The organism is Pseudomonas sp. AGC41, assembly GCF_057334555.1.
The window spans coordinates 38,711-55,199 of sequence record NZ_JBHFJB010000028.1 but is presented as its reverse complement, the minus strand read 5'-3'; the positions used below and the strand labels follow the sequence as shown (position 1 = coordinate 55,199).

Genomic DNA, 16,489 nt, shown 5'->3' with positions numbered 1-16,489 from the left:
CGTTCGGCTTTCTCACTGACACCCCTCTCTCGATTATTGAACCTGTCCAGGCCATACACCCAGAGCCTGGATCATGTCTGCTGCCTGCCCGCACATTTCGTCCCAGAAATTACATCCGTTGGTGCTGAGTATTCTGCTGGCATCCGGGTCAAGCGTAGCGCTGGATACCGGCAACATTACCGCCTCCGTACTCACTCCGGACTGTCTCGAATACAAGGTCGTCGGCATCTGCTTCTGGTTGCTCTGCACCCCCTTCGGCTGCACTGTGAAAACCTCAACCAAGGTTCGTCACTTCATTCCTGAGCTGGTGGTCTCGAGCTATGCCACCACCGGTGCCAATCCTTGGACCGAGATGGCCGCACTCTCCTCTCCCATCAGCGGTGCGGAAGGTGGTGGTAACCTGATCACGCCGAACACGCAACGCGACAACCTGCCTCGTTTCAAAAACGTTGATGGCATCGGCCATCCCGGTGGCTGGGCCGCCATGCAACTTGCCTCGCAATCCGGCTACGCCTGCGCCAGCGGCGCCACTGCGTTCATGCCCTATTACCTGAGCACTTTGGACTCACTGGCCTGGCGTCATGGCATCCCGGAAAGCCTCTACCCCGAGTCACGCGTGCCGGGAATCCGTGAAATCGGTCGTCAGCTCGCGGGAAACATGTGGGGCAACGTCTATCCCCGACAAGGTTTTTTGGTGCAACCCGACGACTTCAAAGCCGCTGCGGTGATGGCGCAGCGAGCGGGTGACGTCATTACCCGCACCTGGCAACCGCACGTGTATGTCCCGCTCACACCCGTACCACGCGATGGTTATTGGCCGCCTGGCCCAATCGTTGAAAACGATGCTTCGACCCACAAATGGCAATTGCTCTCCCCCCTGGTTCAACCCACATGTGCCATCTTCCCCAGCGATCCGGTACAGAGCGCAGATGGCGGCTACGCCTGGTCGCTGTGGCGTCCCTATAGCTGCTGCAAACGTGAGGGACAAACTTTCCTGTTCAGCATCGACTTCGAAGGCGGTGCTTCATGAGTCGGCTTCTCGGACGACGATGGCTGGGCGTGTCGAGTCTGTTGCTCTGCGGACTACTCACCATGGCCACGCATGCCGACGCCGCCGGAGGTGACTACCGCCTGGGCACTCAAGGCGAAGTACTCGACGACCGAGTGATGTACACCATTGGTGGCGGCTCGGCGGTCGGCTCACCGAGTTCGCTCTACCGGCCCAGTGGTCTCGGTGTCGGCGGGTCATGGCGAGCGAACATGATGTGCGGAAACATGAGCCTCACCAACACCCTGCAAAACCAACTGAATGGCGTGACCGAAGGTTTCCAGCAGATCATGAGCAGCATCGTGCAGAACGCGACCCAAGCCGTGATGTCGCTGCCGGCGTTGATCATCCAGCGCGCCAACCCCGGTCTCTATGAGTTGCTCAGTAATGGTGTGATGCAGGGGCGCATCGACTTCGACCGCTCCAAGCTGACCTGCCAGGCCATGGCCGAAAAGATGGCGGATAAGGTCGGTCAAGCCGGCTGGGGCGAACTGGCCAAAAACCAGGAGATGCAGGGCAATCTGGAGCAAACAGCCGGTGATGCGGTGGCCGCGGTGAAAAGCACCGAGGCCCATAACGGCAACAATGGGGTGTCCTGGGTGGGCGGTTCGAAGGCTGGTGGGAATGGGCAGACGCCCATTCGTGTGACTTCCGACGTGGTGAGAGCGGGCTATAACCTGCTGCATAACCGCACGGTGGATGACAGCACTTCGATCAGTAGTAGCGACTGCTTAGGCGGGGCTATTTGCCAGACATGGACCTCGCCCCAAGAGGAATCCGAATGGGCCGTACGCGTGTTGGGGGAAAGCGAAGTCGCGACCTGCGACACCTGCGAAACCCTGCGTGCTACCGCTGGCAGTGGGTTATCGCCGCTGATCCAGGAGGCCTACAGCGAACGTCTCAAGGCCTTGCAAGGGCTGCTGTCGGGCTCGCTGCCGCCTACCCCTGACAACCTGGCGAAAGCCTCCAGCCCGATGCTGCCGGTGACCCGTGGCGTGATTGAAGCGCTGCGCGACGATCCCGACCAGGATCTGTTGGCACGGCGCCTAGCTAGTGAGACGGCCTTGTCCAGCGTGCTCGACAAGGCACTGCTGCTACTGCGCACGCTGCTGGCAGGCAGTCACGAGCCGAACATCGCTTCCGCCGAGCCGGCCCAGAGCGCCTTGACGAAAAACATCGACACCCTGGAGCGCGAAATACGCCTGCTGCAGACCGAACTGCAGGTACGGCAGATGCTGGCCACCAACACCACCAGCCTGGTGCTCGACCGGCATGCCGGTGGTGCCGACGCATCGCGTACCGTCGAGCAAGGCGACCCTGAACCTGGCCGACTCAACGACGCCGACGCCAGGCGCAAGTGAGCCATGAAACGCTCACTGCTATTCACTTTGCTTTCAAGTCTGCGGGTTGCAGCAGTGATGATCTTGACCGCCGCACTGGTCGCCTGGATCGGCCGCACTGCGCTGGGCAGTTTCGAGGCCTGGCAGCAAACCTTGGAATCGATACGGCCTTATCTGCGGTGGTGGCGCGCCCTGCTCTATGGCGTCCTCTTTGCGCTCTGGTGGGACCTGCTGAGGCGCTACCGACATCGACCGCAGGACCGACTGCGCGTGAAACGCGCCGGGACATTAGGGCTTTTGCTCTTTACCTGCGTCGAGCTCTCTCGATTGTGAGGTCACCACCATGCTCATGAGCACCAACAGCTACCTGGAGTTTTACCTCTCCCTGCTGGCATGGATCATCAACAACGGTATCTGGAACGTCCTGTCCGACACTGGACTGTTCGCCGCACCCTTCGGCGCGATCATCTTGCAAGAGTGGTTGTCGGCCCGTCAGCAAGGCGCGGATGAAGGCAACAAGGGATTGCTCTCGGTACCTCGAATCGAGAACCGGCTTTGGTTGGCCTACATGGTTGTCTTGTTCGGCTGCGCGCCGGTCTTTCCATTGAGCCTCACGTCAATGGCGTTCGATGATGCTGCGAGCCAACGGTGCGGTGTCAGTGTGGCCAAGCCAGCGGAAACCGCTTGGGGCACCACGTTCAACACCATCGGCGAACGCTCTGCCAACGTGCCGATCTGGTGGTTCCTGGTGCATGCCTTGAGCAAAGGAGTGACCGCAGCGGCCAGCGCGTCCATCCCCTGCGCACCGGACATCCGTCAGATGCGCATGGAGATCGACAGTTCTCGCATCGATAACCAGGTATTGCTACAGGAAGTCGCCGACTTCACTCGCAACTGCTACGGCTATTCCCGCTCTCGGCTGTTCACCAATCGTCCGCAGCTGGACAAGGCACAAAGTCATGATGCGTCCTGGATCGGCTCACGCTATTTTCTCGACACTCCGGGATACTACGACACTGATCGCTCACGGACGCCGCGAGTCAGTTGGCCCTACGATGAAACCCGCGATATTTCCTTGCCACGGCTGGAGAATGGCGCGGGCTACCCCACTTGCAAACAATGGTGGAGTGACAGCGGTATCGGGTTGCGCGAACGGTTGATCGAGCAAGTTGATCCGTCGCTGCTGACTCAGCTGAAAGGCTGGTTAACTGGCCGTTCGAGCAACGAGATCGAGGATGCCACACTGCGCGAATTGGTCAGCCCACGCCAACAATCGATGTCCATGTCGCCCGGACAGGTGTACCAGGACTATGGCTCCAGTGCTCGCGGTGGGTCGATCAATCAGGGGCTCAATAACCTGGCCACAAACACTGGGCTGGCCCTTGGCTCGTTCAGCAACTTCCCGGCAATGAATGCACTACGCGCTGCCCTGCCGATGGTGCAGGCTTTCTTGATCATGGGCGTCATCATCAGCGTGCCGCTGATTCTGCTGGTCAGTACCTACCAGCTAAAGACCGTCATGACGGTGACGTTCGCGCTGTTCACGCTGCACATGCTGACCTTCTGGTGGGAGTTGGCCCGTTGGGTCGACTCCAGCATGCTCGACACCTTGTATAATCAAGTGTCGACCTCCAATCAGGTGCTGTTGTCGCTGCCGACATCCGGATTTATGGATGGAACGGTCACGGCGCAGGTGATTGAGTATGTGATGGGGGCGATGTTCATCGTGCTGCCGATGGTCTTTCTAGCCGCAATGAGCTGGGCTGGGTATAGCGTAGGTTCAGGTGTAGAAGGAATGCTCAGCCGGGGAACCCAGGCTGCGCAGACAGCGAGTTCTAACGGGACCTCTCAGTTAATGAGCGGAGCAAGAATGGTTTCAGGTAAATCGGGCTCAAAATAACCAGGGAGGTTACTTCAATGAGCCCCATTTATCGTACCGTTCAGGCCAAGACGTTCTATGAATTGGATCATCGAGATCATCAATACCTGGAGTGTCTGAATCTTGAAATGGGATAGCTGCTAATGCGACGAATGTGCACACCAGCAGAAACAACCAAAAGCTAACAAAAAGAAATGCACCGAACAGGGCCAATTGGGCAAGCAGAAAGATCCCGCGAATGAGTAAATTACCTGCAGGCAAACCTGCCGTCACTGCACGCTTGGCCACACGAGACTCAAACCCTTTCAACCTGCGATAACCACGTTTGGCGAACATACCGCATGCATATGCCCAGCGGTGTGCGCGGGAGATTTGAAGTGGCTGCTGAGCCGACATGATTGCGCCCTCTTCTGACCGTATTCCTGTGGAAATCGAGATTACAGCCTACTACTGAAAACCGCCTCTACTTAACCGTTTATCAGCTTAATCAGTCGAAAACCTCTCACTGGAAGACAGAAGACGAAGCTCGTGGATCAGCGCCTCAGTGGCGGTTGACCCGCCCATATCATCCAGCTACATAGAGAGTACGGATCGCTGTTAACGACAGCACCTTCCCAGGTAGCCAGAGCCTTCAAAGCTACGTCACTCCGGTGATGGTTCCCCCAAGTGCGATTAGCGTTCGGTGGCTCGTACGGTCACGTTTCACTGGTGATGAACGCCTACTGCTCTCCCGAGCGCCTTTCGAGCTCGGCTCGTCCCAAACCTTCTTGCTTTCTTCAACCCACTGCGGGGAAATTATTTCCCCTATGGGACAGGTTTCTTCGCACTATCAACGGAGGCACACCATGTCCGACTCACTCACAAGCGAAGCACTGAACACCCTGCGCTTGCCCGTTGTGTTCACTCCAGACGCGTGGCAACACGCAGTATCGCTCGATGGTTCAAGTCATCCTGAAAAGCTGCAGCTCGATAGGCTGAGCAACGTCATACGCGCAGCCTTCAAAGCTCACCTGGCCGATCCAAACGCCCCCTACGTGGTGTTCGAGATAGCCAAGTTCGGCTCAGTGAGTGATGCCGAACATGAACCATTGCTGCGACTGAGCCTCAGCCTACTTCAGGCATCAGACCAACCTAACGCCTTACTGATAGCGCTTGCGGAAGAGCAGCAACGCTAAACGCAAACGCCCATACCCGGCCACTGATCCAACTCAGGCTATACGCAGTCCTGCACCAATCCAATCAACACCCACCGGGGAACCCTCCCCGACGGGCAAGGCGTTCCTCCGTTTTCTCTTGAGGAGAATGCCATGCGTAATATCTACCAAGACGTAACTGACAAAATTGTTTCCGCGTTGGACCAAGGCGTAGCCCCTTGGATCAAACCCTGGTCCTCAAGTGGCTCAGCTGACGTCGGCCATCACCAGCCCTATCCCATCAACGCCGTCACACAGCGTCCCTATTCGGGCATCAATTTACCGTTGCTATGGGCCGAGGCCAGGTTGCAGGGGTTCACTCAAGATCGTTGGCTCACCTTCAACCAAGCCAAAAAAGCCGGTGGACACATCCGTAAGGGTGAGCGCAGCACACTGGCAGTGCTCTACAAGCCGATGGAGCGCGAGGAACAGACCGACTCAGGCCAACCCGTACTCGATGAAAACGGTCAGCCCAAGGTCGCTCACTTTGGCATTCTCAGGACGCATTTTCTGTTCAACATCGAGCAAACGGAGGGGCTCGAAACGCTCAACGAAACCGTGCTCGAGACGGAATCGAGCGATCCCTTCTTCCCCAACGACGCTGCGGAAAATCTGTTGTTAAGCTCGGGCGCAAATATCATCCATCGATTTGCCGACGAAGCCTTTTACCACGCGATCAGGGATCTCATCCAACTGCCGACAAAATCGCAGTTCCACGATCAAGGTGGGTACTACGCCACTGCACTTCACGAGCTGACGCACTGGACCGGCCACCACTCTCGACTGCAGCGCGAAGGCGTGACCTCACCGTGTCCATTTGGCTCGCCAGGCTATGCATTTGAAGAGTTGATCGCCGAAATGGGTGCTGCTTTTTTATGTGCTTATGCCGGCATTCAGGGAGAGCTGAGGCACGAGGGCTACATCGACTCCTGGCTCGGCCTGCTCAAGGCTGACAACCGCGCGATTTTCCGCGCCAGTGGCCAGGCCCGATGCGCTTCGGAGTTTGTGCTCAACCTGGAGTAGCAACGGAAGCAGGCGGGAATGGATGACTCGCGATGCGTGAACGACGGAGCTTGATCGTCACCTCACCGCTACAACGCTTCATAGGGTCCAACACGAGTTGGACCCTTTTTCTACACCCAGAAAAACTCCCACACTGCGGAGCTCTGACGCAAAGAACATGAAGTAATCCCGTAACCGCAGTGCGCCGTTACGTATCCAGATTCTCCGCCAGGTAATCCACCAGCTCGAGTGGACTTCGGCTGTCGATCACCTTGTAGATCAGATCACGTTTGCTGCGCGGCAGCTTCTTGACCACGCTCTTCGCCGAGGCCCTGACGGCTTCGTCTGTCCCATGGATACGTGCCGCGAGCAGCAGCACGAGCGTGGCGTCAGTGAGATTCATGACAAGACCCGAAAAAATTCGCACCGCAGTGTACCGACACTTTCCGTTTTCGTACCAGCATGCGCATCCAACAAAACGGCACCAGGACAAATCGATATTCCGATTGCCGCACAAAAGGAAACGCGTCAAAAGGACCGGTAAGGGTTGGAAGGGAATGGGGAGTCAAGGGTAAGAGCCCTATCCGAAAAGGCTAAAAGGCCACTGACTCTGCCAGTTTCCGGGAGGACCATGATGCTCAGTCTGTTTCGGCACAAAAGGCAAAAGCCTCCTCCGCCACCGACCTTAAACGTCGCCGATGGGTATCTGCCTATCGAATCGTCCCAGAGCTTGTTAGCAGCCGAGCATCGCCGCCAATTGCTTGATCGCATTTGGCAGTACACCGCCCTCTCCCATCCGCAATTCAGCCAGCTCTATTTAAATCCGATCCATCGCTACGCCGAGCTGGTCCAGCAGCTTCCAGCCAGCGAGACGCACCACCACGCTTATCTTGGCGGCATGCTAGACCATGGACTGGAACTGGTCGCTTGCAGTTTGAAACTGCGTCAGTCGTATCTGCTTCCCATGGGCGCTGCGCCCGAAGACCAAGCAGCCCAAACCGACGCCTGGTCCGCTGGCATCGCCTACGGCGCCCTGTTGCATGACATCGGCAAGATCGCCGTGGACCTGCTGGTCGGACGCCAGGATGGCCGTGTCTGGCATCCTTGGCAGGGATCCCTGGATCAGCCCTACCGTTTTCGCTACCTCAAGGGTCGCGACTACCACCTGCACGGCGCGGCCGCGGGCTTGCTCTACACCCAGATTCTCGACCGCTCAATCCTCGATTGGCTCAGTGGATTTCCTACGATGTGGGCCAGCCTGCTGTATGTCCTGGCCGGCCAGTACGAACGTGCTGGCGTGCTCGGTGAATTGGTGATGCAGGCCGACCGCTTTTCCACTGCGCAGAACATCGGTGGCAACCCAAGCAAGGCGCTGCAAGCACCCATTCATTCACTGCAACATCACTTAATCAGCGGACTGCGTCATCTGGTTCAGCACGAACTGAAACTCAACCAGCCAGGTGCCGCAGGATGGCTGACGCACGACGCACTATGGCTAGTCAGCAAGGTTGTCACAGACAAGCTGCGAGCCTACCTGCTGTCGCAATCGATTGAAGGCATTCCCTCGTCCAATCTCGCGGTGTTTGACGAGCTGCAATCGCATGGATTGGTGGAGTCCACACCGGAAGGCAAAGCCATCTGGACTGCGCAAGTGATACAGGGAGACTGGCAGCAAAGCTTTACCTTTCTACGCCTTCAACCGGCGTTGATCTGGGGGAACGAAGACCGGCCTGAGGCGTTCAGCGGAATGGTGAGCATTGTGGCGCATGAACGCTCATCTGACACCCCGCTACCAACACCAGTGCCCGATACAGTCAGGACTAAATCAGATCAAAGCCAGCCGCAGCCGGATGCCATGGTACTAGAGGATGTCGATTACCTCGGCACGCTGCTGGACATGTTCGAGTTGGAAGAGCCTGAGGCCAGTGACGCTCTGTCAGAAAGTGCTATCGAAACTTCAACGGTTCAATCGGATAACCCAGGCCAGGCATTCCTGAATTGGGTCAAGGAAGGCATTCTCAGCCACAAACTGATCATCAACGACAGCAAGGCCAAAATCCACACGGTAGGTGGCAGCGTTTTTTTGGTCACGCCAGGTCTCTTCCAACGCTATGCGCAGGAGTTTCCAGGCGTTTCGCAGGGTTCAGATCAGGAGGTTGAGGCATGGCGCTGGGTGCAAAAGCAGTTCGAGAAGCTGAGGGTTCATAGGAAGCGAGACAACGGTCTGAATATCTGGGCATGCCAAGTGCAAGGCCCTAGAAAGAAAACAACCCTGAAGGGCTACTTGGTTGAGGATCCCAAGCTATTTTTTGAATTGATGCCACTCGATAATCCGTTTCTTAAAATCAAAAAAGATTAAATTTCACTGACACCGTTGGTGAGGGATCGAAACGCAGAATTGACTCTTGAATTCGGACTCCCTGCTTTACCCCTCTATTATTCCTCTCGAGGCGCTTCCCTTCTTTTCGTCGACGGCACCCTGGGACGAACGCAGTTCTTCACAATAGGCCATAATCGACAAGAAACAGACATTGTTCACAGGGCATGAGCACCCAACTAAATCACCTAGGCGTGTCTAGGAAATTGGAAGCGACTCATTCAGTATTCAAAAATACTATCTTCAGGGAGCGAAGTGATATGCATATTGAGACCGTTTGGGTGCGTAATTTCCGTCGCCTGAAGGACACTCGCATCGATCTGGCAGCCAATATTTCAATATTCGTCGGGGCCAACAACAGCGGTAAAACATCTGCGGCGCACGCTTTGCAGCTTTTTACCTCAGCTTCCAAGGATCGATTTACCCTCCATGATTTCAGCTCAGAGTGCTGGGATGCCATCAACGCTTTCGGAGAGGGGGCGGACGGCGTCGAACTACCAACCATCTCCATTGACATCTGGTTTTGCGTCACGCCGGCCGACCTGCATCGAGTGGTAGATCTGCTACCCAGCCTGGAATGGCAAGGTAGCCGGGTTGGGATTCGAGTGGAGCTCGCAGCAGCAGATGCTGGCCTCCTAAGAAGCAGTTTCCAAGAAGCAAGAGCCAGCGCTCGTCGCGCTCAGCTACAGCCAGCTGGGGAAGGCGTTGCGCAGGGAGACGTGGAATTAGCCTCTGCCCAGGATAGGTACGACCCGCGACCGCGTGACCTTTGTGACTTCATTGCAGACACCGTAGGTGAAAGGCTTCGGCGTGATTTGGAATTGCGGTACTACATACTCGATACTGCCGGATTTGACGCCGGGTTTAAACAGCGTGATGGGTACACGCCTCTACGACTGGTTCCAGATAAGGGGCGAAGTGGCAGGGACGTACTGGCTAGCCTAGTAAAGGTCGACTGTTTGCATGCCCAGCGCCACCTGTCCGACTCCAATGCTGGATCTCGATCCGAAGACCTCTCCCGCTGTTTGAGTCGTTTCTATGAACGGAACCTTGAGAAACGTGGCGAGGACTATGATACTCAGCGTGCGCTATACCAGTCCGAGAGTCTGCTTAATGACCATTTGGAACGTGTTTTCGGCCCCACGTTGGAGCGCTTGGCCGATCTGGGTTATCCGGGGGTCAATAACCCTCGGCTGCTGATCAAGACCGCATTGAACCCTGCGACGATCCTGAGTAGCCATGAGGGGGCACGTGTTCACTACGCGCTCGGCGCTGTCGGAGCGGCAGAGGTCACGGCTACCTTGCCTGACAGGTACAACGGTCTGGGTTTCAAGAACCTGATTTATATGGTAGTTGAGCTGCTCGATGTCCACGGTCGATGGCTGGATATTGAGGAAAATCGCCCACCGCTGCACTTGATCTTCATTGAAGAGCCGGAGGCACATCTTCATGCTCAGCTACAGCAGGTATTCATTCGAAAGGTGTTAGATATCCTCGCGGTGCCCGAGGAGGACGCCTCCTATTGCACCAGCCAGCTTGTAGTCTCGACGCACTCGCCTCACGTCCTTTATGAGCGAGGCTTTAAGCCTATTCGATATTTCAGGCGAGTAGCGGATGCCGGCATACAGCAATCCCAAGTCCTCAGCATGGCGGCTTTTTATGAGGCGGCTGTAGATCCTAACGAACCAAATGACCGCACCAGGGATTTCCTTGAACGATACCTCAGGCTAACTCACTGCGACCTGTTCTTCGCTGATGCGGCCATTTTGGTCGAGGGGAACGTCGAGCGTCTCCTGATGCCACAAATGATTGCTAAGGCTGCACCTCGGCTTCAGTCGAACTACTTGAGCGTTTTAGAGGTAGGCGGTGCGTTCGGCTATCGATTCAAAGGCCTCATTGAATACTTAGGGCTCACTTCCCTGATCGTTACCGACATAGACAGTGTTTCGCCGCCCGCAGCGGGCGTTTTACCTGCGAACGGCGAGTTGCCAGCTGATGAGGATCCAGCGGATGCGGAGCCTGACGACAATGAAGACGCTGAGGAGGATGAAGCAAGACGTACAGGGCGTAAGGCGTGCATGGTTCATGAAGCCGGAGCTCTTACTTCAAACCAGACGTTGATCAAGTGGCTGCCTGCGCGCACCACGATTGACGATCTGCTGGCTGCGACTGCCGAACAACGGACTCAACTCCGAGACGAAGAAGGCGGCGCCCTTGTACGCGTTGTTTACCAAACACCAGTAGAAGTGGTGTGGGACGGAGCGACTCAAGTTAGGACAGGCAGGACGTTGGAGGAAGCGTTTGCACTGCAAAATCTAACTTGGACGCAGCACCTGGAACGAAAGGATCTCGGCCTTCGTATCAAGGGTTCCAATAATCTGGACATCGCAGGTATAGCGGAGCGCCTTTACCGCAAGGTCAAAAGCTCAAGTTTTCGTAAAACTGATTTCGCTCTCGGCCTGCTGGCGCAGGAGCCGTCGGCATGGGCGGTGCCAAATTACATTTCGGACGGTCTTCGTTGGTTGGAGGATCTGGTCGCCCCACCACCGCCTGTAGTAGCTGCGGCTGAGGATCCTCTCAATGGCGGTGAGGTATGACTGCACGTATCGGTCAACCGGATACTCAAGCAGACATCGAATTGCGCATGTGCTTGGACCAGCGTCCTCAACGCAGCTTTGTCATGGTTGCTGGCGCGGGTTCTGGAAAGACGACGTCGCTGGTAAAGGCCCTTGCGCACCTCGGCCAAACGCGAAGACTAAAGCTCAACGTGCGTGGTCAGAGAGTCGCTTGCATTACCTACACTGAAGTAGCGGTCAAAGAGATCTGGGGGGACGTAGGTAATGATCCGCTCTTCCATGTTTCGACAATTCATAGTTTTCTGTGGACGGTAATCAGGCCATTCCAAGTGAACTTGAAGGCTTGGGTCATCGCAAGGATCCACGAGAAAATCGCCGAGGCGCAGCAGCATCACGACAAGCCTAGGACTCGAGCAGCAACTCGTGAGCGGCTCGTGACAGATATCGCGCGTTACCAGCGTCACCTTGAGGCCGTAAGGCATTTGACTCATTTTAACTACGGCGCCGGAAGCGATTTCGGGCGAGGTGTACTCGGGCACTTCGACGTTATTTCGGCGGCGGTCGAGCTAATCGAGCAGAGCCAGTTGCTTCGTGATGTCATCGCCAGCAGGTATCCAGTCCTTTTCATTGATGAAAGCCAAGACACGCGTCCGGAAGTAGTGGCTGCATTTAGAAGGATCGCCGAGACGACTCCTGTGGAGTTCTGCCTCGGATTTTTTGGCGATCCGATGCAAAAAATCTACCTTGAAGGTGCTGGAATCATTGAGACGGCCGCAGGCTGGGAGCAAATCACCAAGCCAGAAAATTTCAGGTGTCCGCAGCGAGTGCTCCAGGTAGTGAATGCTATCCGGGAGCCCGATGACGGTTTGTCTCAAACACGAGGCCGGATGAACTGGGTCGACGGCAATCCTGAACCTGTTATGGGATCTGTTCGATTCTTCCTACTGAGAGCAGATGACCATCGCTCAATGAAGCTGGCTAAAGTTCGTGAATGGATGCGGCGTACGAACGATGACGATCATTGGGTAAGTGATGAGCCTGCCGCTGACTTCAGGGTTTTGGTTGTCGTGCATCGGATGGCGGCAGCGAGGCTGGGCTTTCCGAATCTTTACGCGGCTTTGAATGACAACGATGCACCACCGTCCATCAAGGAGGGCCTTAAGGACGGCACCGCATGGCCGCTGCGGCCGTTTCTGAATTACTTGCTACCCTTGGCAACGGCGGTTTCAGAAAACCGAAGGCTCGACGTCATGACTTTCCTGCGTTCGGAATGTCCGTTACTGCAGCCAACGGCTCTGGTCGGTAGCGATCCGGTAGCGGTGCTTCGGGCATTGCAAGCATCCACAACAGAGTTGGCCAGACTAATTTTTTCGAGCGATGCATTGCTGCAGGACGTGCTCGCTCACTCCCAGGCGGCAGGTCTGCTACAACTGGACGAAGCGTGGACAAAATACCTGGGCCTAGACCACACAGCCTACGATGATGATCCTGAGATCCCCGCCGTGTCGGCTTTCCTACGTTGCGGTGTCGGTGAATTGGCTGGCTATCGTCACTACCTCGAAGATCTTTCACCGTTTGCGACCCAGCAGGGAGTGAAGGGGGCGGAATTCGAACGCGTTTTGGTGCTCATAGATGACGAAGAAGGCAGAGGGCAAAGGCAGTTCTCCTACGAAAAATACTTCGGCATTATGGAGCCCTCAGATACTGATCTGGAAAACCTTGCACTGGGCAAGGATAGCGTGATGGATCGCACCAGAAGGCTTTTCTACGTGTGTTGCTCCCGAGCGACGAGGGATCTCGCTGTTGTCATGTTCGTGCAGGACATTGAAAACGCTCGAGAAAAAATTGCCGAAACCGGCATCTTCGAGTCTGACGACATTGTGGATGAGGAGGCTTTGGAAGCCGCTCTGTCTTAGCGCCGGATCCTGCCGCTGGCGAACGACAGTATGGCCGACTCTGTTGAAAAGGTCGGATTTCCAGCTGGTGTGACTCAGTCACGGCTACCACCAGATAGAAACCTACTTACCACATTGAGTGTTTTTTCGGCCCATCGTTGCCCTCTGCCGGTCGAAATTGAGTTAGTTTGATTTTTTGCCTGTTGCAGGCGCATCTATCCTGTGACGGGGACTGCTACGACACTCAGGAAGTACCTATGACATCCTGGGGCTTCTGTCTCTCGAATGCCCCAATCGAGGAGATGCTCAACTCTGCGCTGTTAGGATAACTGGGGATCTCGATATACAATCTTTACAATCGACAAAAATGCAGTTTTCTTTAACGCTCGCATGCACCGCATTCGAACCACAAACAGGACAACTAAAAACAGATGCAATCGTTGGAGTATCGACCTTAGAAACAAACGAGAAATACTCATCCACTTTTTTGTAAGAACCTCCATCCTGAGCTCGCAAAACCAGATCGAAGACCACTTTATTAAGCTCGGATCTTGGATCGCCCGTGAGATACCGTTTTGCCGCCAGATCCCAAGCCTCGCTCTCTGCTTTAATACCATACTCCTGCATTCTTCCAGGTATTATATTTGATGCCTGTGTCTTGCTAACTCTAGCATCCAAATAATAGTCATTGGCTCTACGGACAGCCAAATACGCAAAATAACACACCACAGCCAAGCTATAATTTAGCAGAAGCGTGCCAATAACATCTCTACCCTTCTTTTCAGCAGTAAATGGCAGAGAATAACGATCACATTGATAGCGAATTTGCCGTATGGCCTGTTCAGTCAGAATACTCGTTGCCACCGTATTCAACTGATGGGCATCAAAGTCTACTGGCGGGAGTGAGAAATCTTTAACAATTTTCCTCTGCACATCCTCTATGGAAGACCTTCGCGCGTCACCAAGAGTGACGTTGATGATCCACCTCACGCCTATGACCCGTGCCGACTCGACGTTTTCGGAGTCGAACGCTGTGATAGGTGACTCAGGGTCTACAGCGATAATCCGGCGCCTATAAAGTAGAACCAGAATTTCATTTTCGAGGCTTTCTGACGGAGCAAACCAAATATCTCTCATGCGTTCAGCGACAGATTTGACGATTGAGAGATTGAGGTCCGCTTGCGCGTTCACCAATGCCAGGAGATAGACTTTTTCTTGAATATCCAACTGCTCATACGGAATTGCATCGCCAACACGAAGCTGCCAGTATTGGAAAATTTTTTCACGAAGCGATCTTTCTCTTTCCGCTTGCTCTTGTGCTTGAACTATCACACATGGACCACACGCACAGCGCCTCTGCCGGCCTCGAGAACGGACCACGTAGAACTTGTGATCGCATTCCTTGCAAAAACCTACTGTATCTCCCGATGCAATATCACTTTTGCTCTTTCTCCGCTCATACATTTGCAGATCACAGTGAGGACAGGAAACACCATTCAACTGCAGCGGGGGAAATACTTTGATCAAGCTGTTTGGAGAGATTTCAATCTTATATTCAGCAACAAGATCTAAATTTCGCTCACCAGCTACGTATCGCCGATACAGCTCCTCAACTTGTTCATCGGTAAGATGAGAAATCTCAGACTGATGTTCCATTTCGACACTCTGTAAGCAGGCTAAAAACTATCAATTCTAGCTCATCCAAGCTAAGCGCAAAACCGTCCCGACCTCTCTCAGCCAAGCACTGGCACAGAGGGCGGAAGCTACCTCAGCCCGGAAGCAAGCTAATGAAACAAGCGAATCACAAGAAAATCCTCAGCGCATGCCGAGCGGTGAAAAAGTGCTCAATCCCGAGGGCTCCATGGATGACATTGGCTATGGATGTAGCGCTCGACACTGAGCACGCCTGGTTTGCACACGCTGCCTATTTACTGAAAACCAGCCAGTGCCATACGGGAATCTGCCAGAAATCTCCCTTCGCGGTTGCTCGTGCACCAGGTGCGAGCGGGGCAAAAATTGGGGTATCGATTATCATGCATCCACATCGTCAAAGATGCCGCGGGCCTGGCGAGGCTGAAGGCTCTGAGATATTTGGTTCGTCGAGTGATAGGGCTCGTCCCGCCGCTCTTGGGAAACGCTCGACACCAGTCATAGAGCCGCTAGTAGGAGCACTCGCCCTGCACGACCAATTCGTGCTCCTAGAGCTGCCCGCCCCACGCGTTCAGATACATTTTCCCCGTTAGGCCGGAGCATATCCGCCGGCTACTTCAGTTACCTTACTAAGCGGAGGCAGCTACTGGCCGGGATTACTGCTATATAGATTCACAATCCAAGTCTTCAGACAGGGAGGTGAAAAGACTGTGTCCCTAATAGATGATGTTGACGCCTTGCAATCGATCTTCATCAATCGTGCGACAGGCAACGGTAACAACGATGATGAGCGGGATTACCAGCTCTACCGGCAGGGCGTGCTTGACGACCCGCGTGCGGCTTCACTCGTTCCGGCTTGGGTGAAGCGCCACCGGAACTTGGATCAGTTTTGGGGCTTCATTCAGCCGAAGTTTCCTTCCTACGCTGAGCGCAGGACATTCATCTGGGATGAGTTCAGAAAACTGGTCGAATTCGCAGAATCTAAAGACGTACATCCGTCAGACGCGGTTGTGTCGGAGGCGATGAATCGCTTTGACGCTGAGCACGTCCGCATAGCATGGATTAAAGCACTTGAACGTCGCGCTTCGGATCCCGAGGGTGCTATCACCATGTCCCGAACGCTCTTGGAATCCGTCTGCAAACATATCCTGGATGAAGCTGGTAAGAGCGAGTACGAAACGACTCCCGACCTTAACAAGCTCTACAAGCAAACTGCCTCGCTTCTTAACCTCACAAAAGCACAGCATGAAGAGGTTGTGTTCAAGCAAATCTTGGGAGGCTGCACAGCTGTCGTCGAAGGCTTGGGAGCGTTGCGAAACCGCCTCAGCGATGCTCATGGGAAAGGTAAAAGTGGTGCTAAAGCCGCTCCCCGTCACGCTGAACTGGCAGTTAACCTTGCTGGTTCCATGGCTCTGTTTCTGCTAGCAACGTGGGAAGCTAAGTGCGGTCAGTGAGAGATATAGCACAATTGGGTTGCAGCTTGGGCAAGTTAAGAAGCAGACGATCGGTTTGGAATAGCCGGCAGATTG

At 54.9% G+C, this 16,489-nt stretch carries 13 protein-coding genes; 10 read left to right on the top strand and 3 right to left on the bottom strand.

Annotated elements, in window-relative coordinates; all coding sequences use genetic code 11:
• The first annotated feature begins 73 nt into the window (after positions 1–73).
• Genes ACE04F_RS04945 through ACE04F_RS04930 form a run of 4 tightly spaced genes read left to right on the top strand, consistent with a single transcriptional unit; the run spans position 74 to position 4,288 of the window.
• A complete protein-coding gene (locus ACE04F_RS04945; RefSeq protein ID WP_486105284.1) occupies positions 74–1,030 on the top strand; it encodes a TIGR03756 family integrating conjugative element protein in 957 nt (318 codons plus the stop codon).
• Positions 1,027–2,409, top strand: coding sequence for an integrating conjugative element protein (locus tag ACE04F_RS04940; RefSeq protein WP_486105283.1), 1,383 nt, complete (start codon positions 1,027–1,029; stop codon positions 2,407–2,409). Before ACE04F_RS04945 ends, ACE04F_RS04940 begins: the two co-directional genes overlap by 4 nt.
• 3 nt (positions 2,410–2,412) lie before the next feature.
• A complete protein-coding gene (locus tag ACE04F_RS04935; RefSeq protein WP_486105282.1) occupies positions 2,413–2,721 on the top strand; it encodes a hypothetical protein in 309 nt (102 codons plus the stop codon).
• A 10-nt stretch (positions 2,722–2,731) separates the two neighbouring features.
• Positions 2,732–4,288 (top strand): conjugal transfer protein TraG N-terminal domain-containing protein, encoded by a 1,557-nt coding sequence (locus ACE04F_RS04930; RefSeq protein ID WP_486105281.1) that lies wholly within the window; start codon positions 2,732–2,734, stop codon positions 4,286–4,288.
• A 9-nt stretch (positions 4,289–4,297) separates the two neighbouring features.
• Here ACE04F_RS04930 and ACE04F_RS04925 read toward each other — a convergent pair whose 3' ends face one another.
• Positions 4,298–4,663 (bottom strand): DUF3742 family protein, encoded by a 366-nt coding sequence (locus tag ACE04F_RS04925; RefSeq protein WP_486105280.1) that lies wholly within the window; start codon positions 4,661–4,663, stop codon positions 4,298–4,300.
• 449 nt (positions 4,664–5,112) lie between these two features.
• Here ACE04F_RS04925 and ACE04F_RS04920 point away from each other — a divergent pair, with 449 nt between their 5' ends.
• Together ACE04F_RS04920 and ACE04F_RS04915 are read left to right on the top strand one after the other, a co-directional pair.
• A complete protein-coding gene (locus ACE04F_RS04920) occupies positions 5,113–5,442 on the top strand; it encodes a hypothetical protein (protein ID WP_486105279.1) in 330 nt (109 codons plus the stop codon).
• Positions 5,443–5,574: 132 nt separating this feature from the next.
• Positions 5,575–6,483, top strand: coding sequence for an ArdC family protein (locus ACE04F_RS04915; RefSeq protein ID WP_486105278.1), 909 nt, complete (start codon positions 5,575–5,577; stop codon positions 6,481–6,483).
• A gap of 187 nt (positions 6,484–6,670) precedes the next feature.
• Here the strand turns inward: ACE04F_RS04915 and ACE04F_RS04910 are convergent, their stop codons facing one another.
• Entirely contained in the window at positions 6,671–6,865 is a 195-nt protein-coding gene (locus tag ACE04F_RS04910) for a DUF7740 domain-containing protein (RefSeq protein ID WP_025214500.1), read from the bottom strand.
• A 231-nt stretch (positions 6,866–7,096) separates the two neighbouring features.
• Here ACE04F_RS04910 and mobH point away from each other — a divergent pair, with 231 nt between their 5' ends.
• From mobH to ACE04F_RS04895, 3 genes are all read left to right on the top strand, one after another.
• Positions 7,097–8,821: a MobH family relaxase gene (gene mobH / locus ACE04F_RS04905; RefSeq protein ID WP_486105344.1), complete on the top strand. Its 1,725-nt coding sequence runs from the start codon at positions 7,097–7,099 to the stop codon at positions 8,819–8,821.
• 278 nt (positions 8,822–9,099) lie between these two features.
• Positions 9,100–11,436 carry an ATP-dependent nuclease gene (locus ACE04F_RS04900; protein ID WP_486105277.1) on the top strand — a complete coding sequence of 779 codons (2,337 nt, stop codon included), beginning with the start codon at positions 9,100–9,102 and terminating at the stop codon, positions 11,434–11,436.
• Positions 11,433–13,331, top strand: a complete 1,899-nt coding sequence (locus ACE04F_RS04895) for a UvrD-helicase domain-containing protein (protein WP_486105276.1) — start codon at positions 11,433–11,435, stop codon at positions 13,329–13,331. The genes ACE04F_RS04900 and ACE04F_RS04895 overlap by 4 nt, the downstream gene beginning before the upstream one ends.
• A gap of 285 nt (positions 13,332–13,616) precedes the next feature.
• On the opposite strand, the gene ACE04F_RS04890 is transcribed toward ACE04F_RS04895, so the two are convergent.
• A complete protein-coding gene (locus tag ACE04F_RS04890; protein WP_486105275.1) occupies positions 13,617–14,966 on the bottom strand; it encodes a hypothetical protein in 1,350 nt (449 codons plus the stop codon).
• A 704-nt stretch (positions 14,967–15,670) separates the two neighbouring features.
• On the opposite strand from ACE04F_RS04890, the gene ACE04F_RS04885 reads away from it, so the two are divergent.
• Positions 15,671–16,414 carry an abortive infection family protein gene (locus ACE04F_RS04885; protein WP_486105274.1) on the top strand — a complete coding sequence of 248 codons (744 nt, stop codon included), beginning with the start codon at positions 15,671–15,673 and terminating at the stop codon, positions 16,412–16,414.
• Positions 16,415–16,489: the final 75 nt, after the last annotated feature.